Source organism: Kitasatospora sp. cg17-2, from assembly GCF_054031055.1.
In genome coordinates this window covers 7,014,022-7,032,097 of the sequence record NZ_CM132923.1, presented here as the reverse complement: position 1 = coordinate 7,032,097, position 18,076 = coordinate 7,014,022, and the positions used below count along the sequence as shown (strand labels likewise).

At 75.7% G+C, this 18,076-nt stretch carries 20 protein-coding genes; 2 read left to right on the top strand and 18 right to left on the bottom strand.

All coding sequences use genetic code 11. The annotated features are described in order from the left end of the window. Window positions 1-11 precede the first annotated feature (11 nt). Both trxA and ACW14Y_RS29720 read right to left on the bottom strand, forming a co-directional pair. On the bottom strand, window positions 12-344 hold the full coding sequence (gene trxA / locus ACW14Y_RS29725; RefSeq protein ID WP_323182228.1) for a thioredoxin: 333 nt from the start codon (window positions 342-344) through the stop codon (window positions 12-14). 3 nt (window positions 345-347) lie between these two features. Continuing rightward, the gene (locus tag ACW14Y_RS29720; RefSeq protein WP_380388276.1) at window positions 348-791 is read right to left on the bottom strand and encodes a MerR family transcriptional regulator; all 444 of its coding nucleotides are present in this window, start codon (window positions 789-791) and stop codon (window positions 348-350) included. A 179-nt stretch (window positions 792-970) separates the two neighbouring features. Here ACW14Y_RS29720 and ACW14Y_RS29715 point away from each other — a divergent pair, with 179 nt between their 5' ends. Continuing rightward, window positions 971-1,744: an SDR family oxidoreductase gene (locus tag ACW14Y_RS29715; protein ID WP_380305398.1), complete on the top strand. Its 774-nt coding sequence runs from the start codon at window positions 971-973 to the stop codon at window positions 1,742-1,744. 29 nt (window positions 1,745-1,773) lie between these two features. Here the strand turns inward: ACW14Y_RS29715 and ACW14Y_RS29710 are convergent, their stop codons facing one another. From ACW14Y_RS29710 to ACW14Y_RS29665, 10 genes are all read right to left on the bottom strand, one after another. Then, complete coding sequence (locus ACW14Y_RS29710; RefSeq protein ID WP_380388278.1) at window positions 1,774-2,415, bottom strand: alkaline shock response membrane anchor protein AmaP; 642 nt, start codon at window positions 2,413-2,415, stop codon at window positions 1,774-1,776. Continuing rightward, window positions 2,412-3,173: a DUF6286 domain-containing protein gene (locus tag ACW14Y_RS29705; RefSeq protein WP_380438154.1), complete on the bottom strand. Its 762-nt coding sequence runs from the start codon at window positions 3,171-3,173 to the stop codon at window positions 2,412-2,414. The genes ACW14Y_RS29710 and ACW14Y_RS29705 overlap by 4 nt, the downstream gene beginning before the upstream one ends. Next, on the bottom strand, window positions 3,170-3,388 hold the full coding sequence (locus tag ACW14Y_RS29700; RefSeq protein WP_380305392.1) for a hypothetical protein: 219 nt from the start codon (window positions 3,386-3,388) through the stop codon (window positions 3,170-3,172). The genes ACW14Y_RS29705 and ACW14Y_RS29700 overlap by 4 nt, the downstream gene beginning before the upstream one ends. Continuing rightward, window positions 3,385-3,744, bottom strand: coding sequence for a hypothetical protein (locus tag ACW14Y_RS29695; RefSeq protein WP_380388282.1), 360 nt, complete (start codon window positions 3,742-3,744; stop codon window positions 3,385-3,387). The genes ACW14Y_RS29700 and ACW14Y_RS29695 overlap by 4 nt, the downstream gene beginning before the upstream one ends. After that, window positions 3,744-3,935, bottom strand: coding sequence for a hypothetical protein (locus ACW14Y_RS29690; RefSeq protein WP_030398276.1), 192 nt, complete (start codon window positions 3,933-3,935; stop codon window positions 3,744-3,746). The genes ACW14Y_RS29695 and ACW14Y_RS29690 overlap by 1 nt, the downstream gene beginning before the upstream one ends. Window positions 3,936-3,992: 57 nt before the next feature. Continuing rightward, entirely contained in the window at window positions 3,993-4,499 is a 507-nt protein-coding gene (locus ACW14Y_RS29685) for an Asp23/Gls24 family envelope stress response protein (protein ID WP_043478613.1), read from the bottom strand. Window positions 4,500-4,696: 197 nt separating this feature from the next. Further along, a complete protein-coding gene (locus tag ACW14Y_RS29680) occupies window positions 4,697-5,503 on the bottom strand; it encodes an enoyl-CoA hydratase/isomerase family protein (RefSeq protein ID WP_380305388.1) in 807 nt (268 codons plus the stop codon). A gap of 232 nt (window positions 5,504-5,735) precedes the next feature. After that, complete coding sequence (locus ACW14Y_RS29675) at window positions 5,736-5,969, bottom strand: helix-turn-helix domain-containing protein (protein ID WP_030398279.1); 234 nt, start codon at window positions 5,967-5,969, stop codon at window positions 5,736-5,738. A gap of 388 nt (window positions 5,970-6,357) precedes the next feature. Further along, on the bottom strand, window positions 6,358-7,956 hold the full coding sequence (locus ACW14Y_RS29670) for an ABC-F family ATP-binding cassette domain-containing protein (protein ID WP_266313500.1): 1,599 nt from the start codon (window positions 7,954-7,956) through the stop codon (window positions 6,358-6,360). A gap of 240 nt (window positions 7,957-8,196) precedes the next feature. Continuing rightward, window positions 8,197-9,129, bottom strand: coding sequence for a hypothetical protein (locus ACW14Y_RS29665; protein WP_456983960.1), 933 nt, complete (start codon window positions 9,127-9,129; stop codon window positions 8,197-8,199). Between the two features lie 378 nt (window positions 9,130-9,507). Here ACW14Y_RS29665 and ACW14Y_RS29660 point away from each other — a divergent pair, with 378 nt between their 5' ends. Then, complete coding sequence (locus tag ACW14Y_RS29660; RefSeq protein WP_380305384.1) at window positions 9,508-10,821, top strand: glycoside hydrolase family 26 protein; 1,314 nt, start codon at window positions 9,508-9,510, stop codon at window positions 10,819-10,821. A 12-nt stretch (window positions 10,822-10,833) separates the two neighbouring features. Here ACW14Y_RS29660 and ACW14Y_RS29655 read toward each other — a convergent pair whose 3' ends face one another. The 6 genes from ACW14Y_RS29655 to ACW14Y_RS29630 form a co-directional block, all read right to left on the bottom strand. Then, a complete protein-coding gene (locus ACW14Y_RS29655; RefSeq protein ID WP_402723660.1) occupies window positions 10,834-12,000 on the bottom strand; it encodes a GNAT family N-acetyltransferase in 1,167 nt (388 codons plus the stop codon). Further along, window positions 11,997-12,854 (bottom strand): hypothetical protein, encoded by an 858-nt coding sequence (locus tag ACW14Y_RS29650; protein ID WP_456983958.1) that lies wholly within the window; start codon window positions 12,852-12,854, stop codon window positions 11,997-11,999. Before ACW14Y_RS29650 ends, ACW14Y_RS29655 begins: the two co-directional genes overlap by 4 nt. 64 nt (window positions 12,855-12,918) lie before the next feature. Continuing rightward, window positions 12,919-14,034: a glycosyltransferase gene (locus tag ACW14Y_RS29645; protein ID WP_380438166.1), complete on the bottom strand. Its 1,116-nt coding sequence runs from the start codon at window positions 14,032-14,034 to the stop codon at window positions 12,919-12,921. Then, on the bottom strand, window positions 14,031-15,029 hold the full coding sequence (locus tag ACW14Y_RS29640; RefSeq protein ID WP_380388292.1) for a polysaccharide deacetylase family protein: 999 nt from the start codon (window positions 15,027-15,029) through the stop codon (window positions 14,031-14,033). Before ACW14Y_RS29640 ends, ACW14Y_RS29645 begins: the two co-directional genes overlap by 4 nt. Further along, on the bottom strand, window positions 15,019-16,749 hold the full coding sequence (locus ACW14Y_RS29635) for a lipid II flippase MurJ (protein ID WP_380388294.1): 1,731 nt from the start codon (window positions 16,747-16,749) through the stop codon (window positions 15,019-15,021). The genes ACW14Y_RS29640 and ACW14Y_RS29635 overlap by 11 nt, the downstream gene beginning before the upstream one ends. Beyond that, window positions 16,746-18,071, bottom strand: coding sequence for an O-antigen ligase family protein (locus tag ACW14Y_RS29630; protein ID WP_380438168.1), 1,326 nt, complete (start codon window positions 18,069-18,071; stop codon window positions 16,746-16,748). The genes ACW14Y_RS29635 and ACW14Y_RS29630 overlap by 4 nt, the downstream gene beginning before the upstream one ends. Window positions 18,072-18,076: the final 5 nt, after the last annotated feature.

Below are 18,076 nucleotides of genomic sequence, written 5' to 3'. Positions count from 1 at the left end.
GCCGTCACCCGTCAGATCACGTCCTCCAGGTCGCGCAGCAGCCGGGCCTTGGCCCGCGCGCCGACCACCGACTTCACCGGCTCACCGCCCCGGAACACCATCAGCGTCGGCATCGACAGCACGCCGTAGGCCGCCTGGGTCTCCGGATTGTGGTCCACGTCCAGGCTGACCACCGTCAGCCGGTGCGCCTCCTCCCGGGCGATGTCCGCCAGGACGGGCGCCATCTGGCGGCACGGCGGGCACCAGTCCGCCGTGAAGTCCACCAGCACCGGCCCCTCGGCGGCCAGCACCTCGGCGGCGAAGGTCTCGTCCGTCACCGTCGTCACTCCCGCGATCCGCATCATGCTCTAGCTCTCCCCTGTGTTCCGGTCGGGGGCCGCGGACGCGGCCCACTCGCACTGCGGCGGCTCCGCGGCGGCCCCGGCCGCCAGCGCGTCGCGCTCCCGCTCGGCCCGGACGAACTGCTCGGACACCTGGGAGCGGACCTCCTGCAGCCGGGCGATGCACTCGTCCAGCTCGGACAGCTTCTTCCGGTAGACCTCCAGCGAGGCCGGGCAGGAGTCGCCGTGCGGATGCCCCGCCTGCAGGCACTCGACGAACGGCCTGGTCTCCTCCAGCCCGAAGCCGAAGTCCTGGAGGGTGCGGATCTGCCGGAGCAGCCGCACGTCCTCCTCCCCGTACGCGCGGTACCCGTTGCCGGCCCGACGGGCCGGGAGCAGCCCGAGCTGCTCGTAGTACCGCAGTGCCCGGGTGGTCGTGCCCGCCCGCTTCGCCAGTTCACCGATCCGCATGTCCGGACCCTGCCCTTCCGGCAGCCGTCCGAACGCCGCCGGGACCGACGGTAGACCTTGACGCCGACGTCAACGCCAGCGGCGGCGTTCGCGGTGGGGTCCGCGGTGGGGTTCGCGGTGACAGCCCGCCCCGCCGCGCCCGCTACCTCCGGCCCGGGCCCACCCGGCAGGATGTCCCCATGGATCTTGGACTGCAGCACAAGGTGTACGTGGTCACCGGGGCGACCCGGGGCCTGGGCCTGGCCACCGCCCGCGAACTCGCCGCCGACGGCGCCCGGGTACTGGTCACCGGCCGCGGCGCGGAGGCCGTCGACGCCGCCGTGGCCGAACTCGCCGCCCTCGGCGACGGGCCCGACGCGGTGCACGGACTGGTCGCCGACAACGCCGACCCCGGCACCGCCGAACGGCTGGTCGCCACGGCCGTCGAGCACTTCGGCCGCCTCGACGGCATCCTGATCAGCGTCGGCGGACCGCAGGCCGGACCGGTCGCCACCGCCCCCGAGGAAGCCTGGCGGGACGCCTTCGAATCGGTCTTCCTCGGCGCCCTGCGGATCGCCCGCGCCGCCGCCGCGACCCTCGGCGAGGGCGGGGTGATCGGCTTCGTGCTCTCCGGCTCGGTCCGCCAGCCCATCCCCGGCCTCGGCATCTCCAACGGGCTGCGCCCGGGCCTGGCGATGGCCGCCAAGTCACTGGCCGACGAGCTCGGACCGCGCGGCATCCGGGTGGTGGGCCTGCTCCCGGCCCGGATCGACACCGACCGGGTCCGCGAGCTCGACGCGCTCGGCGGCGACCCGGAGGCCTCCCGCGCCCACCACAGCGCCGCGATCCCGCTCGGCCGCTACGGCACCCCGGAGGAGTTCGGCAAGGTCGCCGCGTTCCTGCTCTCCCCCGCCGCCTCGTACCTCACCGGGGTGATGGTCCCGGTCGACGGCGGCGCCCTGCGCGGCCTCTGAGCCGCCGCCGGGCGGACGTCCCCGGGCGCTCAGACCACGCGCGGCCGCTTGCCCCGGCGGTGCTGGCGCCCGGTGACCTCCGGCCGGGCCGCGACCACCCGGATCCGCAACTCCGCCGGCAGCTCCGGCAGCCCCAGACTGGCCCGCGCCCCGGTGCGCGGGCCGGTCTCGAAGTGCTCGGCGAGCGCGGCCGGATCACCGCCCGGGGTCATCCGCACGGCCGCCCGCAGGCGGGGGTGCCGCCGCCCGCGCACCAGCCGGACGCCCACCCGCTCGACCTCCGGCAGGGTGACCGCACCGCTCTCCACCGCCTCCTCCAGGGCCCTGGTCCGCAACCGCAGCCGCAGCCCGGACACCCCCGGCGTCGGCAGCAGGACGGTCGCCGGGCCGCTGCGGCGCAACTGCGCCAGCAGCCACCAGCCGGTGCCCAGGACCACCAGCGAGAGGCCCCCGATCACCACCGGCCACCACCAGGACCGGTCCGCCCAGCGGGTGCGCGCCCGGACACCGAGCACCGGCCGGTCGGGCGAGGCGAGCGGCCAGCGGGACGGCGGATCCACACCGAGACGCCGGTACAGGTCGAGCCCGCCGAGCAGCACCAGCAGCCCGACCACCAGCAGCACCGCCCCGACCACCCCCAGCAGCACCCGGTTGACCGCGGTCCGGCTCATCCGCCACCACCGCCCCGCGTCGGCCCCTCGGGCACGCTGCCCTCTGCCGCACCACCCTCCCGCACCGGCTCCTCCTGCCGCACCGGCCGCCCGTCCGGCACCGGCTCCTCGTCCGGCACCGGCCCTTCCTCCGTCACCGGCTCCTCCTCCGTCACCGGAGCGGCCCCGGCCCGCCGCCCCCGGCCCGCCGTCCGCACGTCCAGCCGCAGCGGCCCGGCCAGGGTGACCGCCGCCAGCTCCGCGCGCAGCTGCCGCTGCACCGAGGCCGGATCGGCCGGCCCGACCAGCGCGATCCGCACCCGGCGCCGGTCGACCCGCACCTTGAGGTGCTCCACACCCGGCAGCCCCGCCGCCCGGTCGGCCAGCAGGGCGGCCACACCGGACCGGTCGATGGCCGCCGCGGTGTCCCCGTGCGGGCGCAGCGGCAGCCAGCGGCCGAGGCCGGGGGCGAGCGCCAGCCACAGCAGCCAGCCGCCCAGCAGGGTGACCGCCCCGGCGCCGAGCAGGACCGCGAGATCGTCCACGTGCCGGGCGGCCAGCTCGTCGGCGAGGTCCGTACGCCACTGCCGGGCCGGCTGCCCGGCCCGGACGGCCAGCACGTCGTACAGCAGCGCCACGGCCAGCACCAGCAGCACGGTGGCCACCACGACGGCGGCCGTGGTGCGCGGCGCGCGCAGCCGGGGCACCTTCGGCGCCGCTCCGGCGGCCGGCTCCTCCGGGGCGTCCCCGGCCGGCGGCTCGCCGCCCCCTCCGCTCATGCCCGCCCCTCCTGGCCCGGCCGGCCCGGCCGGCGCACGACGAGGTCCGCCCGCCGCACGGCGGGCCCGGTCATCCAGCAGCCGCCGTGGCAGGCCGGCCCGCCGCCCGGGCCGGGACGGCCCCGGCCCCAGCCCGGCCCGGTGCCGCCGCAGCGGCCGCCGCCGGTGGCCCAGACCTCCCGCCGTCCCACCCCGGCGCTGCGCCAGGTGCTCATCCCGCCGCCTCCGGCACCAGGTGCTCGACCACCACGACCACCTCGGCCACCCGGGTGGCCGTCAGGGCGCGGACGTCGGCGCCGATCCGGTCCTTGACGGCCCGGGCCAGAGCGGTGAGATCGGCGGGGAAGGGCAGATCGACGGCGACCCGCACGGTGACCGGGGCGCCCGGCGCGGACGGGGTGTTCACCGAGACCGTGGGCGGTGCGCCGCGCGCGGTCCGGCCCTGCCAGGCCCCGTCGAGCGCCTCCCGGGCGGCCCTGGCGGCGATCCGGGCGTAGACCCGGTCGGCGATCCGCAGCCGGCCGCGCGTGCCGGGGTCCCCGTGCGCGGGCGCGGGGACGAGGGCCGCCATCAGCGGCGCCGGTCGCGACTGCGCAGCAGGTCACCGAGCTCGCCGAGCTCGATGTCGCCCTCCAGCAGACGGCCGACCACGAATCCGACCACCCCCAGCGCGGCCACCAGCAGGAAGGCCGCGAACCCGCCGAAGTATCCGGCGAAGCCCAGGGCCATTCCCACCACCAGGCCGACGATGGCCAGGTTCATGCGTTCCACCTCGTCTTCCGCGGGGCAACTTCAGCCGGGGACTGCTTCAGCTCGGGACTACTTCAGCTTGGGGCGCTGGCCGGAGGAGGGGGGCTCCTCTTCCTCCTCCACGACATCGGGCTCGTCGGGCAGGTGGACGTCGTTGACGGCGATGTTCACCTCGACGACCTCCAGACCGGTCATCCGCTCGACCGCGTCGACGATGTTCTCCCGCACCTGGCGGGCCAGTTCGGGGATGACGACGCCGTACTCGACGACCAGCGCGATGTCGATGGCGGTCTGCTTCTCCCCCACCTCGGCCTTGATGCCGCGCCCGATGCTGCTGCGCCCGCCGGGGACCCGGTCCCGCATCGCGCCGAAGGTGCGGGCGAGGCCGGAGCCGAGGGCGTGGATTCCGCTGACCTCGCGCGCGGCCATCCCGGCGATCTTCTCGACCACGCCGACGGCCAGCGCGGTGCGGCCGCGCTCGGCGACCGCTGTCGCGCCGTCGGCGCCCGTCGAGGACGCGGCGGCGCCGGCCGAGGGGTTCTTGTGCAGGGTGGCGGGCGTCGGAGTGTCAGGCATGGCTCATCTCCCGTTGTGCGGCTCCAGCTATATCGCAAATCGCTCCAACTCTGGCATTTCGCCACGGTTCCCGCCCCCGGAGCAGCCGGACGGCCGGACCGGTGGATGAGCGTCCGGACGGACACACGAAGAGGCCCGGCCCCGTGGGAGGTCCCACGGGGCCGGGCCCCGGATCAGCCGTTCGGGCGGGGAGCCGGTCAGTCGCCGAGGCCCGCCAGGTCGCGCAGGCGGCGGGCCTGCGCCGCCCGTTCGGCGGACCGCTGCTCGTCGTAGGAGCGGGCGGCGGCGCCCTGGAGCAGGGCCTTGGTCTCGATGACCGCGTTGCGCGGCGCGGCGAGCAGGGCGGCGGCGAGGTCGCGGGCGGCGGCGTCCAGTTCGGCGGCCGGGACGGCGAGGTTGGCCAGGCCGATCGTGGTGGCCTCGTCGGCGCCGACCCAGCGGCCGGTGGCGCAGATCTCCAGCGCCCGGGCGTAGCCGACCAGGTCGGTCAGCGGCTTGGTGCCGCCGAGGTCGGGGACGAGGCCGAGCGAGGTCTCCTTCATGGAGAACTGGACGTCCTCGGCGACCACCCGCAGGTCGCAGCCGAGGGCGAGCTGGAAGCCGGCGCCGACGGCGTGGCCCTGGACGGCGGCGAGGGTGACCAGGTCGGGGCGGCGCCACCAGGTGAAGGCCTCCTGGTAACCGGCGATGGTCGCGTCGAGCTCCTTGTCCTCGGCGGCGGCCAGCTGGAGGAAGCTGGGCTCGCCGGGGATGCCCTCGGGGCTGAACATCGCGCGGTCCAGGCCGGCGGAGAAGGAGACGCCCTCGGCGCGGAGCAGCACCACCCGGACGTTCCCGGGCAGCTCGCGGCCGAAGGCGGCAAGGGCTCGCCACATCGCGGGGGACTGCGCATTGCGCCGCGCGGGCTGACAGAGGGTGACGACGGCGAGGTCGCCGTCGAGCTCCAGGCGAACGCCGTCCTGCTCCCGGCTCGGGGTCTGCGGATCGGTGGCGGGAGCGGTCATGGGGGGACCTCCGGTGGCGAGGGTGCTTGGCTACCGGAGAGTAACAAAACTGACGGCGCAGCGGCAGGGGCCCACCGGCGATCGTCGTGAGGCGGCTCGCGACCGGGTCACGGCCGGGCCGCGACATGACGATCGGCGGCCGGTTCGCTCTGGCCGGGGGCTGGCGATCGACGGTCGCCCTCCCGGTCGGCGCCCTGCCGCCGAGTCATCCGTCCGATGAATTGACGGGGCGTCAGGAACCGGCCCCGGCTGCGGCTTTGTTCTTGCCCCGCGTAGCACCGCCGCGGCCCCGGAGGATCACTCCGGATTCGCTCAGCATTCGGTGCACGAAGCCGTACGAGCGACCGGTCTCCTCCGCGAGGGCACGAATGCTCGCCCCGGAGTCGTACTTCTTCTTGAGATCGGCCGCGAGCTTCTCACGCGCGGCACCGGTTACCCGGCTGCCCTTTTTCAGAGTCTCGGCCACCCGTGCCTCCTCGTAGCGTTGCTCGGTCAGATTCCCATGATCACCCATCCACCGCGTCCTGGCCACCCATTCGACAAGGTCCATGTCTGGAATGGGCGGTCCTGCGGTGGTGATCCGAGCGCACAAGGGCGCTCACGCTGAGTGCACGCCCCCGGAGGTCTACCGCCGTTCGGTGCGAATGGGCTGATCAGCAGCGTGGGCCCGACCACGATCGAGTGGTTGGCTGACGGAAGCTCCTCAAACGGAATGCGCGACCCCTTCATTCCCGGACACGCCGGAAGGAGTAGTTTTTCTGGCGCAGACAAGGGAGGAAGCGTCTACGGCCGGCCGGACGGGAACACGAAGGCCCGGTCGTCCGTACGGACGACCGGGCCCTGACGTGGCGGAATCAGGCCAGCGAGACCAGGTCGGCGTAGGCCGGGCTCCAGAGGTCCTCGACGCCGTCGGGGAGCAGGATGATCCGCTCCGGCTGGAGCGCGTCGACCGCGCCCTCGTCGTGGGTGACCAGCACGACCGCTCCGCTGAACTCGCGCAGCGCGCCGAGGATCTCCTCGCGGCTGGCCGGGTCCAGGTTGTTGGTCGGCTCGTCGAGCAGCAGCACATTGGCGCTGGAGACCACCAGCGAGGCCAGCGCGAGCCGGGTCTTCTCACCGCCGGAGAGCACCCCGGCCGGCTTGTCGACGTCGTCGCCGGAGAACAGGAACGAGCCGAGGATCTTGCGGATCTGCACCAGGTCGGTGTCCGGGGCCGAGGAGCGCATGTTCTCCAGCACCGTGCGCTCCGGGTCCAGGGTCTCGTGCTCCTGGGCGTAGTAGCCGATCTTCAGGCCGTGGCCCGGGATCACCTCGCCGGTGTCCGGCTTCTCCACCCCGGCGAGCATCCGCAGCAGGGTGGTCTTGCCGGCGCCGTTGAAGCCCAGCACGACGACCCGGGAGCCCCGGTCGATGGCCAGGTCGACGTCGGTGAAGATCTCCAGCGAGCCGTAGGACTTGGACAGCCCGCTGGCGGTCAGCGGGGTCTTGCCGCACGGGGCCGGGTCCGGGAAGCGCAGCTTGGCGACCTTGTCGTTCATCCGGACCTGCTCCAGGCCGGAGAGCAGCTTGTCGGCGCGGCGGGCCATGTTCTGCGCGGCGACGGTCTTGGTGGCCTTGGCCCGCATCTTGTCGGCCTGGGCGTTGAGCGTCGCGGCCTTCTTCTCGGCGTTGGCCCGCTCGCGCTTGCGGCGCTTCTCGTCGTCCTCGCGCTGCTGCTGGTACTGCTTCCAGCCCATGTTGTAGACGTCGATCGCGGAGCGGTTGGCGTCCAGGTAGAAGACCTTGTTGACGACCGTCTCGACCAGCTCGACATCGTGCGAGATGACGATGAAGCCGCCCTTGTAGGTCTTCAGGAAGTCCCGCAGCCAGACGATCGAGTCGGCGTCGAGGTGGTTGGTGGGCTCGTCGAGGAGCAGCACGTCCGAGTCGGAGAACAGGATCCGGGCGAGCTCGACGCGGCGGCGCTGGCCACCGGAGAGGGTGTGCAGCGGCTGGTTGAGGATGCGGTCCGGCAGGCCCAGCGCGGCGGCGATGGTCGCGGCCTCGGCCTCGGCGGCGTAACCGCCCTTGGTGAGGAACTCGGTCTCCAGGCGCGCGTACTTCTTCATCGCGTTCTCCTGGGTGGCGCCCTTGCCGTTCGCCATCCGGTCCTCGTTCTCGCGCATCTTCTTCAGCACGGTGTCGAGGCCCCGGGCGGAGAGGATGCGGTCCTTGGCCAGGACGTCGAGGTCGCCGGTGCGCGGGTCCTGCGGCAGGTAGCCGACCTCGCCGGAGCGGATCACGCTGCCGGCCGCGGGGATGCCGTCGCCGGCCAGCACCTTGGTCAGCGTGGTCTTGCCGGCGCCGTTGCGCCCGACCAGGCCGATCCGGTCGCCGGCGGCGACCTTGAAGTTCGCGGACTCGATCAGGATCCGGGCGCCGGCGCGCAGTTCGAGGCCGTTGACGGAAATCATGGCTGGGCACTACTCCTGGGACGTGGGCGGGCGACCGGACGAACTCGGGCCGGGGCGGCGGGAAGGGGCGTCGTCGACGGGGTTCGGCGGACCGCTCGGGGCGGTGCCGCGCACCCGCTAGTGCCCGGAGAGAACAGCCATGGCGGCAAGTCTACCGGGCCGCGCGCGCGGCCCGGGAAGAGCTACCCGCCCGGGGTACCCGGCGGGCGGCCCGGGGCCGCGCGGCCCGCGCCAGAGGACCTAGCGCGCCTGCGGGCTGTCCGGGTCCGGGACCGCGCAGCCGCCCGCCGGGGGGACGGCGGCGAACGGCTCGGCCGCGCTGCCGCAGGCGGCCTCGGGGGCGGCGGCCCAGGTGTCGAAGACCCGCGGGGTGACGATCGGACCGTCCGAGATCAGCACCCGGCGGCCGTCCAGCGCCTTCATCGAGACGCCGGGGCCGGCGTTCAGCTGCCAGCCGGTGCTGTCCAGCCGGTAGCCGGAGATGCCGCCGGAGACCTGCTGCCCGGTGCTGTTGGCGCAGCTGCGCGGGACCAGCACCGCGTAGTCGGTGGCGACCGTGCGCTCCGGGTCGTAGACGCAGTTGCCGGCGGGCTTGGAGTTGTAGCGCAGGTCGCCGTCGGCGTCCCGGAAGCCCATGGTGAGCTGGGGTGTGACGACCGCCACCCAGGGGGTGGACTGCTGGACGGTGCGCAGTGCGGCCGAGGCCCGCTCGGTGGCCTGCTGCTTGCGCTGCTCCTCGGTCCGCTTGTCGGCGCCCGGTTCGCCGGCGGCGCGCAGCCAGTCCGCGAGCCCGGGTACCGCGCGGTGCCAGCGGACCTGCTGGTCGCCGGGGCGCACCGAGGTGACGAGGCCGTCGTCCCAGATCACGACGGCGTTCTCGGCGGCCATGGCGAGGTAGAGCGCGGTGGCGCCCTCCCGCTGGTAGGACCAGGCGTGCTCGCCGGTGGCCCGGTGGTAGGCCTCCAGGCCGGGGCCGACCCGCAGGTCGAGGTCGGCGGCGTCGAGGGTCGCGGTGGCGTCCGTGCTCGGGTCCGTGGCGCTCCGCGCGGCCACCCGGTCGCCGAACGGGACCGGCTTGTTGGCGTGCGCGGCAGCACCCGCCACAAGGACCAGCAGCACCGCCAGGGCAGGCAGGATCGATCGGGGGCTGAGGGCGCGCGACTTCCAGGACACGGGCGGAGCGTACCTTTCGGCGCCCGCGCGAGTCAGCCGCGATTCGGAGTACGGCCGAACGGCGCAGGCCCTCGCGGCGGCCGGGCGCGGTCCTCCCGCACCCGCCCGGCGACCTGCGCCGTCGGGCCCTGCGGGGCCCCGGGCGGGGCCGGGCGGTAGGGCCTCCGGGGCCGTCAGGACTGTTACGGAGGTGATACACGGCACACCGCCGGACGGCGTTCGAATATCGCCCACTTTAGGGTGACATTCGGCTTTTCCCCGGCCGGGCGGCCCTACTGTCGGCAATCGGGGCACCACTGTGCGTGTCCCTGCCCGCCTCCGCCCAGCCTGCTCCGCCCCGCGCGTGGCACCGTCCGGGGAACCGCCCGAGGAGAGACCATGCGATTCGGCCGCCTGGCGCTGGCCGCCGCCACCCTGCTGCTGCTCACCACGGCCGGCGTTCCGGCCGGGACGCCGCTGAGCCAGACGGAGCGGCACGCGCTCTCCTCCGACGGGATCTCGCCGCGCGGGGCCGCGCCGCGTCCGGTGGTGCAGCGTCCGCCGCACGAGCCGCCGTTCGGGGCCTTCGTCGGCTCCTGGGACAAGTACATCCCGCAGATCGGCCGGTACTCGCAGTGGCTGGGCAACGCGAACCTCCAGGTCGGGCACACCTATCTGGCGGGCAACGGCTGGGCGGACGTCGAGGGCGAGCCGGTGGTGCTCGGCATGTGGTCGCAGTGGAGGCTGGCGGACCCGTCCCGGATGCTGATCCTCGGTGTGCCGATGCTGGTGCCGAACGAGGCGAACGTGCCGGACGGCGAGGTGGCCCGGCTGCTGGCCCAGGGCGCGCGCGGCGACTTCGACCGGCACTTCCTGAAGCTGGCCCGGCGTCTGGTGGCGCTCGGTGGCGCGGACACCGTGCTCACCCTCGGCTGGGAGATGAACGGCGTCACCTACACCCACCGCTGCAAGCCCGACCCGGCCGCCTGGAAGACGTACTGGCGGCGGATCGTCACGGTGATGCGCTCGGTGCCGGGGCAGCGCTTCCGTTTCGACTTCACGCCGAACCGGGGGCTGGACGCGATCCCGTGGACGAAGTGCTACCCGGGGGACGACGTGGTCGACATCCTGGGCATGGACAGCTACGACCAGCCGGCCGGCGGCACCTTCGACGACTACGTGCGCGAGCCGTACGGGCTGCAGGACCAGGTGGAGTTCGCGGCCAAGCGCGGCAAGCCGGTCTCGTACCCGGAGTGGGGGCTGTTCCGGAACGGGGACAACCCGGAGTTCGTGCAGCGGATGGTGGAGTGGATCCGCACCCACGACACCGCGTACCAGACCGTCACCGACTACTGCCCGCACGGGTTCTGGCAGTGCGACCGGAACCCGCGGGCCGGGGCCCGGTTCAAGCAGCTGATGGCCGGCTCCAAGGGCGCCCCGGCGGCGCCGACGCCGCCGGCGGCCCCCGTCGTACCGGTGGCGCCCAGCGTTCCGGCGCAGCCCGGTGTGCCGACGGCCCCGGCCTCGCCGTCCGCGACCCCGACGGCCCCGCCGAGCCCCGGGGGGCCGGGCGAGCCGTCGCCGTCGGCGGCCCCGACGAGTCCGACCGCCCCGGCGTCCCCGACGGCTCCGGCGGTTCCGGCGTCGCCGTCCGCGGTGCCCTCCCCCGCGCCGACCGCCCGGCCGGGGTGGCACTGGTGGCCCTGGTGGTAGCGGGGCGGGCGGTCAGCCGCGGCGGCGGGCGGCCAGCGCCTCCTTGAGCCGCGGCATCCGGGTGGTGAGCAGGTGCACCGTCGCCCGCCGGGCGCGGACCGCGCCGCCCCGGGCCGCGGCCGCCGGGGCCGGACCGCGCGGGCCGAACAGCAGCCGCTGGTTCGGCAGTCCGTCCGGGCGCCAGCGCTGCTTGTACGCCTCCTGGCCGCGCAGCAGGCTTATCACCGGGATCCCCGCCGCCAGCGTCTCGTCCAGGGCGGCGCCGAACAGCAGGCCGGCGATGTCCAGCCGCTCCCGCAGCCGGGGGTGCGCCCCGTACAGGTAGAGGCCGCTGTAGGCGGGGCAGAGCAGCACCAGGTTGACCGCCAGCAGCTCGCCGTCCAGCCAGAACCGGTGGACGGCGGCGCCGCCGGTGGCGACCAGCGCCGCGGTGGACTCGGTGAGGTGCCGGGAGAACCGCTCGGTGCGGTGCTCCGGCGTCACGCCGCGCTCCTCCCACTGGACGAAGTGCAGCCGCAGCAGGGCCTCCAGCGCCTCCGGGACCTCCTCCGGGCTCGTCGACCGCACCTCGACGCCGGATTCGGCGATCTTGCGCTGCTTGACCCGGCTGCGCTGGGCGGTCTTCCCCGGTAGCCGCTTGAGCAGCTGGTCCATCGGGACGGCGGGCAGGTACTGGCAGAGCGAGTCGGCGAACCGGTGGCGCCGGCCGCGCCACTGCTCGAAGACCCGCTGGACGGCCGCCTCGGGGTGGACCTCGCGCAGTTCCAGGCTGTGCCAGGGGCGGGTGAGCGGGAGGGCGGCGGCGAACTCGGCGGCGGCCCGGTCGGCGCAGGCGTCGTCGAGCAGGATGTCGGTGAAGTCGACCAGTCCGGCGCCGAGGCCGGTCAGTCCGCCGAGCGGGCCGCCGCGGCGGCGGAAGGCGCCCGCGCCGACGAGCAGCCCCTCGCGGCGCACCAGCACGACCACCAGGGCGCCGGGGCGGCCGTAGTGGCGCCACCAGGAGCGCTGCCAGGCGGAGGTCTGGAAGGTGGTGGCCGTGCGGCAGCGGGCGGCCAGGTCGTCCCACTCCTCGGCGAGGGCGTCGAGGGCGTCGTCCTCGCGGCGCAGCTCGGTGGTCCAGCGGGGCGAGCGGGCCTGGGCGGGGAGGCCCGCGGTGGGGGTGACGGCCTCGGTGCTCATCGTCCGCCCCCTGCCGTCGCCTCGGCCCGGGCGTCGCCCCGGGCGCCGTTCCCGGGTCCGGTCCGCGCCCCGGCGGGCTCGGCCTTCGCCGTCCCGGCCTTCGCGGCCTCGGGCTTCCTCGCGTCGGGCTTCGCGCCCTCGGGCTCGGCGGCCTCGGGCACGTCGGCCTCGGGCTTCGCGGACCCGGTCCTCGCCGCCCCGGCCGGGCCGACGGGGTCGGGGTCCGGTTCGGCGGCGCGCGGGCGCGGGGTGGTCGCGGGACCGGGCGCGGCGGGCGCCTCCTCGGCGGCGGTCCCGGTGCCCCGGCGGCGGGTCATCATCACCAGCGCGCCGATCAGCACCCCGGCCGCGCCGCCGACCGCGACGTCCAGCTTGCCGGAGGGCGTGGTCGGCTTGTCGGGCTCGGCGGCGCCCGCCAGCGGGACCAGGCGGACGCCGGTCTCCTTGCTGCTGCCGTTGGCGAACGCGACCAGCGAGCGGGCCACCGCGTCGGCCGCCCGGACGGCCTCCCCCGGCTCGGCGCCGGTGCCGGTGATCTCGATCATCGGGGCGTCCGGCGAGGTGGTGCCGTGCACCAGGCTCTCCAGTTCGCCGCGGCTGTGCCCGGTCTCGGCGGCGGCCGCCGCGAGGACCTGCGGCTGGCCGGCCAGCCGTCCGTACGCCTGGGCGAAGTTGACCGCGGTGGCGGCCTGGCCCTGGGCGTCGGGCACCACGATCACATAGGAGTTGGCGGCGTACGAGGGGTGGGCGACGACGGCGTACCCGGCGCCGGCGGCGGCGCCCAGCGGCACCGCGAGGGCCACCGGCCACCATCGGCCGACGAGCCGACGGGCGCTACGGCGCGATTCGCTCATGGGGACTCCTTGGCTATGAGGGCCGCCCGGCCGGCGGCCCGGTGTCTGCGGGGGTGCGGCCGGCTCAAGCCCGGGCCAGCCGGTCGTAGAGCGCGCCGAGGTCGGCGGCCACCCGGACGATGTCGTAGTGGCCGACCGCCGGCGGCCTGGGCAGCGGGTCGGCGCCCAGGTCGTCGAGGTGGCGCAGGTCGCGCAGCGCGGCCGTGTAGGCGGCCGCCCCGGAGGGGATCCGGCGGGCCTGCGGGGCGGCGCCGGGCGGCAGTTCGTCCAGGGCCGGGCAGGCGCTGTGGCGCACCGGCAGGCCGGCCGCGAGCCCTTCCAGTACGCCGAGGCCGAAGGTCTCCTCGGTGGAGGGCGCGGCGAGCACGTCCAGCGCGGTGAGCAGGTCGGGGACGTCGTCGCGTTCGCCGGTGAGCACCAGGCGGTCGCGGACGCCGAGTTCGTCGGCCCGACGCTCCAGGGCGGCGCGTTCGGGGCCCTCGCCGATCAGCACCAGGCGGGCGGCGGCGTCCAGGTCGGCGAGTGCCTCCAGCAGGACGGCGAAGCGTTTGCCGGGGACGAGCCGGCCGATCCCGCCGATCACCCAGGCGTCCTGCGGGAGGCCGAGTTCGGCGCGCAGCCGGGCGCGGGTGCCGGCCCGGTCGGCGGGCGGGTGGTGGTAGCGGGCGGCGTCGATGCCGTTCGGGATCAGTTCGACCCTGGCCGGGGGAACGCCCCAGGCGTGCAGGGTCTGGGCGACCTGCCGGGACACCGCGACGGTGGTGGTGCCGAGGCGTTCGGCGGCCAGGTAGAGGCCCTTGACGCCGCGGGTGACCGGGCGGCCCTCGATCACTCCGGCGTGCAGCGAGTGCTCGGTGGCGACCACCGCCCGGACGCCGGCCAGCCGGGCGGCGAGCCGGCCGTAGAGTCCGGCCCGGTAGAGGTGGGTGTGCACGATGTCGTAACGGCCGGCCCGGACCAGGCGGGCCAGCCGGGGCAGCGCGCCGAGGTCGCGGTTGCCGCGCATGCCGAGGTGGTGGACGGTGACGCCGTCGGCGCGCAGCGCGGCGGCCACGGTGCCGGGGTTGGTCAGCGCGAGGACCTCGCACTGCTGGTGGGCCGGCAGGTGCCGGAGCAGCAGCTGGAGCTGGCGTTCGGCGCCGCCGGAGGCGAGGCCGGTGACGATGTGCAGGATCCTCACGGCACCCTCCGGAGGCGTCCGGCGCGGGCGGCGAGGCGGTGGCGGCGGAGTTCGGTGACGGTGTCGCGCAGGCGGTGGCGGCCGCGTTTGGCGCGCAGCCGCCAGGCGCCGTCGCGGTCGCCGACGTAGCAGCGGGGCAGCGCGTAGCGGCCGGTGAGCGGGGAGTGCGCGATGGCGCAGGCGTAGTCGTAGCCGGCGTCGCGGACGGCCAGGGTGGCGGCCAGGTCGACGGCTCCGTAGGGGTAGCAGAAGCCGGTGACGGGGCCGCCGACGACCTCTTCGAGGAGCCGTCGGCTGTCGCGGGTCTGGGCGGTCAGGACGTCGGCGGGCAGTCCGGGCAGGGCCTGGTGGCCGAGGCCGTGCGAGCCGATCTCCCAGCCGGCGGCGGCGAGGTCGGTGACCTCCTGCACGGTGAGCAGGGTCTTGCGGGGGCCTTCGGCGTCCCAGTCGTTGGCGCGGCCGAGCAGGTCGGCGACGACGTAGGCGGTGGCGGTGAAGCCGTAGGCCTGGAGGATCGGTACGGCGTGGCGGGCGAAGTCGGCGTAGCCGTCGTCGAAGCTCAGGCCGACCAGCCGGTCGGCCCGGCCGGCGGCGCGGGCCCGCATCAGTTCGCGGACGGAGACGCCGCGCTTGCCGCGCCGGTGCAGCCAGGCGATCTGCTCGGCGAAGCGTTCGGGGCTGACCGTGAGCCGGTACGGGTCCTCCTTCTCGACGGCCACCGAGTGGTACATCAGGATCCACGGCGAGGTGGTCTCGGCGCTGGGGAGGTCGGCGAGCGGGCGCCGGCTCCTGGGCAGCCGGGCCGGGGGCCGACGGGCGCCGGGGTGCGGCGGGTCGGTGTGCGGCGCGTCGGCGCGCTGGGTCTCGGTGAGCGGCACACCGGCGCGCGGGGTCGCGGTGTGCGGCGCGTCGGTGCGCCGGCCGCCGGCCGTCGGCGCGGCCGGGCGGCGCACGCCCGACGGGGCCGACCGGACGGTTCCCCGTTCAGCGTCCATGAGGAGGGTTCCCTTCATCGGCGACAGGTGACGGGTCGGGGACCGGTCCCAGGACCCGGACGGCGGCGCGGACCGGGCCGCGCACCTCGTGGGCGCCGAGACCGGTGCCCAGCGCGGCGAAGGCCAGCGCGACGGTGAGGCCGCCGAGGACGGTGGAGAGCAGCGGGTCGGCGGTGAGGCCGGCCACCGGCGCGCCCAGGGCGGCGGCGCCCGCGGCGGCGGCGAGCAGCCGGGCCTGGCCGCCGAGGACGCGTCGCAGGCGCAGCGGGATGCCGCGCAGGACGAGGCCGCGGAGCAGCAGCGCGGCGGCGGCGGTGATGCCGGCGGCGTTGCCGGCGGCCAGGCCGAGGGCGCCGAAGCGGGGGGTGGCGAGCAGTCCGACGGTGACGGTGACGACGAGGCCGAGGGCCATCGCGGCGGCCGGGTACCAGTCGAGCAGTCGGCGGCCGCCGTCGTCGGGGCTGGGGTCGCCGGCCCGGCGGACGGCCGGGCGCAGCGAGAAGTAGGGGCGGATCATCACGCCGATCAGCGCCTGGGCGAGCAGGCCGAAGCTGTAGACGCGGATGACGGCGGCGGTGGCGGCGGTGTCCCGGGGGCCGAAGGCGCCGCGTTCGAAGAGCAGGGCGACGACGGAGGGGGCGCAGGCCATCAGGAAGGCGGTGCCGAGGAGGACGACGGCGGCGGCCTGGCCGAGGTCCTTCTCGACCCGGTCGCGGGCAGCGGTGAGGTCTCCGGCGGCGAGGGCCCGCGCGACCAGGGGGAAGGTGACGGTGCAGATCAGGATCCCGGCGGTCATGGCGAGCTGGGAGACCTTGGCGGCGTAGTTGAGGTGGGAGATGGTGCCGGGCGGCAGTCCGGAGCCGAGGTAGCGCTCGATGAAGACCTGGGCCTGGCGGGTGAGGGTGAACGCGCCGACGGGGAGCAGGGCGAGCGGGATCAGGACGAGGGCGTTGCGGGAGCGGCGGGCGCGGGCGGCTCGGCCGGGGCCGGTGCGCAGGGCGCGCAGGAACGGGCCGATCAGCAGGCCGGCCATGAGGAGGCTGCCGAGGGCGACGCCGATCGCGGCGGAGCGCACGCCCCACAGGGCGTGGCAGCTGAGCAGGACGCCCAGGATGCCGAGGTTGTAGGCGACGTAGATGCCGGCGGGGGCGGTGAAGCGGTGGTGGGCGCGCAGGGCGGCGGCGAGGTAGCCGGCGACGCCGAACGGCAGCACGGTGATCGCGGTGATCCGGGTGCAGGTGACGGCGAGGCGGGGGTCGGCGAGGCCGGGGGCGAGCAGGTCGACGAGCTGGGGGGCGCCGAGGGCGGCGCCGAGGGAGAGGGTGGTGAGGGCGAGCAGCAGCCAGGGCAGGGTGGCGCGGACGACCTGGCGGACCGGGTCGGGGCCGTCGGGGCGTTCCTCGCGCAGGACGAGGGCGAGGGCGAAGGCGGGCACCATGAGGAAGGACATGGCGTCCTCGATCAGCAGGGGTGCCGCGGTCTCGGGGACGGTCCAGGCGACGAGGAAGGCGTCGGTGCCCTGGTTGGCGCCGAAGTAGCGGGCGAGCAGGAGGTCGCGCAGCAGTCCGAGGGCGGAGCCGGCGGCGCTGAGCACGGCCGTGACGCCGAAGGCCCTGGCGAGGACGCGGCTGCGCGGGGCGGCGGCCGGTCCCGGTCCGGGCGGGGCGGGGCGGGGGGCCGGCAGGGTGGTGGGGGCGACCGTCGGTCGGTCGGTCGTCATGGCGTGCCCGCCGGGGGTCGGGCCGCGCGGGCGGCGAGGCCGAGGACGATCGAGGTCAGCACGGTGGTGGTGCCGCCGATGTCGGCGTAGAGGAAGTCGATCAGGACCCAGGTGAGCAGGGCGAGGGCGGCGAGGGCGGGGCCCCGGCCGCGGGCGTGGCGCAGGCAGCCGAGGAGGAGGCCGAGGAACAGCAGGCCGTAGGCGACGATGCCGATCAGGCCCTGTTCGCTGAGGACCAGGAAGTACATGTTGTGCGGGGAGAGCAGTGGTTCGCGCTGGAAGCCGATGGTGGCGTCGGCGGCGTCGCTGCCGGAGGAGAGCCGGAGCGGGGCGTGGCTGTCGCGCAGTTGCTGGAAGGCCTTGGGACCGGCGCCGGTGACGGGGTGGTCCTGCCAGATCCGGCCGGCGGTGGCCCACAGGTCGTAGCGGTCGGAGACGGACTGGTCGGGGGCGGCCGAGACGGAGCCGATGGAGCTGATCCGGTCGGTGACGCCGGAGCCGCCGAGGCCGAGGCCGCCGACGAGGACGACGGCGGCCGCCGCGGTGAGCAGGGCGCCGCGGACGGCGAGCCGGGCGTCGGCGCGCAGCAGCAGGACGGTGGCGGCGGCGGCGGTGGCGATCCAGCTGCCGCGGCTGAAGGAGACGGCGAGCGGGAGGGCGAGGAAGGCCGCGGCGGCGAACAGGGCCCGGCGCAGCCGGGGGTTGCCGTCGGGTCCGCGTTCGCCGAGGGCGAGGGCGAGGGCGGCGAGCAGGCCGTAGGCGACGACGGTGGACATCGCCATGATGTCGAGGGCGCCGAAGGTGCCGACGGCGCGGATGGGGCGCCCGGTGTAGGAGGCGCCGGTGCCGGTGAGGAACTGGTGGACGCCGACGACGCCCTGGATCAGGGCGGCGACGACGAAGGAGCCGAGCACGAGGCGCTGGTCGGTGCGGTCGCGCAGGGAGCAGAGCACGGCGGCGGGGACGAGGACGAACACCTGGGTGAGCCGGACGAAGCCGGTGAGGCTGGTGGCCGGGTCGATGGAGCCGACGGTGGCGACGGCGGCGGCGGTGACGATCGCGCCGAAGCGGACGGCGTCGGCGCGGCCGAGCGCGGGGGTGCGGCCGCGCAGCAGGTTGACGGCGGTGAGGGCGACCAGGGCGAGCGAGGCGAGGTCGGCGGCGGTGATGTGGACGGCGGCGGCGACGTCCTTCTCCCCGGTGGGGACGCAGACCAGCAGCACGGTGGCGGCGGCCAGCAGGCCGGGGCGTTCCTGGAGGACGCCGCCCGCACGCCGTAACAGCCGGGCAGGGTGCGGTGGTGCGGCGAGGGTCAGGGCCACGGCGT

What these genes read in the sequence shown, in the direction of transcription:
- ACW14Y_RS29635 (WP_380388294.1), bottom strand. Translation starts at nt 16,749, where the DNA reads ATGACGACCGACCGACCGACGGTCGCCCCCACCACCCTGCCGGCCCCC.
- ACW14Y_RS29715 (WP_380305398.1), top strand. Translation starts at nt 971, where the DNA reads ATGGATCTTGGACTGCAGCACAAGGTGTACGTGGTCACCGGGGCGACC.
- ACW14Y_RS29710 (WP_380388278.1), bottom strand. Translation starts at nt 2,415, where the DNA reads ATGAGCCGGACCGCGGTCAACCGGGTGCTGCTGGGGGTGGTCGGGGCG.
- ACW14Y_RS29660 (WP_380305384.1), top strand. Translation starts at nt 9,508, where the DNA reads ATGCGATTCGGCCGCCTGGCGCTGGCCGCCGCCACCCTGCTGCTGCTC.
- ACW14Y_RS29695 (WP_380388282.1), bottom strand. Translation starts at nt 3,744, where the DNA reads ATGGCGGCCCTCGTCCCCGCGCCCGCGCACGGGGACCCCGGCACGCGC.
- ACW14Y_RS29720 (WP_380388276.1), bottom strand. Translation starts at nt 791, where the DNA reads ATGCGGATCGGTGAACTGGCGAAGCGGGCGGGCACGACCACCCGGGCA.
- trxA (WP_323182228.1), bottom strand. Translation starts at nt 344, where the DNA reads ATGATGCGGATCGCGGGAGTGACGACGGTGACGGACGAGACCTTCGCC.
- ACW14Y_RS29650 (WP_456983958.1), bottom strand. Translation starts at nt 12,854, where the DNA reads ATGAGCGAATCGCGCCGTAGCGCCCGTCGGCTCGTCGGCCGATGGTGG.
- ACW14Y_RS29690 (WP_030398276.1), bottom strand. Translation starts at nt 3,935, where the DNA reads ATGAACCTGGCCATCGTCGGCCTGGTGGTGGGAATGGCCCTGGGCTTC.
- ACW14Y_RS29670 (WP_266313500.1), bottom strand. Translation starts at nt 7,956, where the DNA reads ATGATTTCCGTCAACGGCCTCGAACTGCGCGCCGGCGCCCGGATCCTG.
- ACW14Y_RS29685 (WP_043478613.1), bottom strand. Translation starts at nt 4,499, where the DNA reads ATGCCTGACACTCCGACGCCCGCCACCCTGCACAAGAACCCCTCGGCC.
- ACW14Y_RS29680 (WP_380305388.1), bottom strand. Translation starts at nt 5,503, where the DNA reads ATGACCGCTCCCGCCACCGATCCGCAGACCCCGAGCCGGGAGCAGGAC.
- ACW14Y_RS29640 (WP_380388292.1), bottom strand. Translation starts at nt 15,029, where the DNA reads ATGGACGCTGAACGGGGAACCGTCCGGTCGGCCCCGTCGGGCGTGCGC.
- ACW14Y_RS29700 (WP_380305392.1), bottom strand. Translation starts at nt 3,388, where the DNA reads ATGAGCACCTGGCGCAGCGCCGGGGTGGGACGGCGGGAGGTCTGGGCC.
- ACW14Y_RS29655 (WP_402723660.1), bottom strand. Translation starts at nt 12,000, where the DNA reads ATGAGCACCGAGGCCGTCACCCCCACCGCGGGCCTCCCCGCCCAGGCC.
- ACW14Y_RS29705 (WP_380438154.1), bottom strand. Translation starts at nt 3,173, where the DNA reads ATGAGCGGAGGGGGCGGCGAGCCGCCGGCCGGGGACGCCCCGGAGGAG.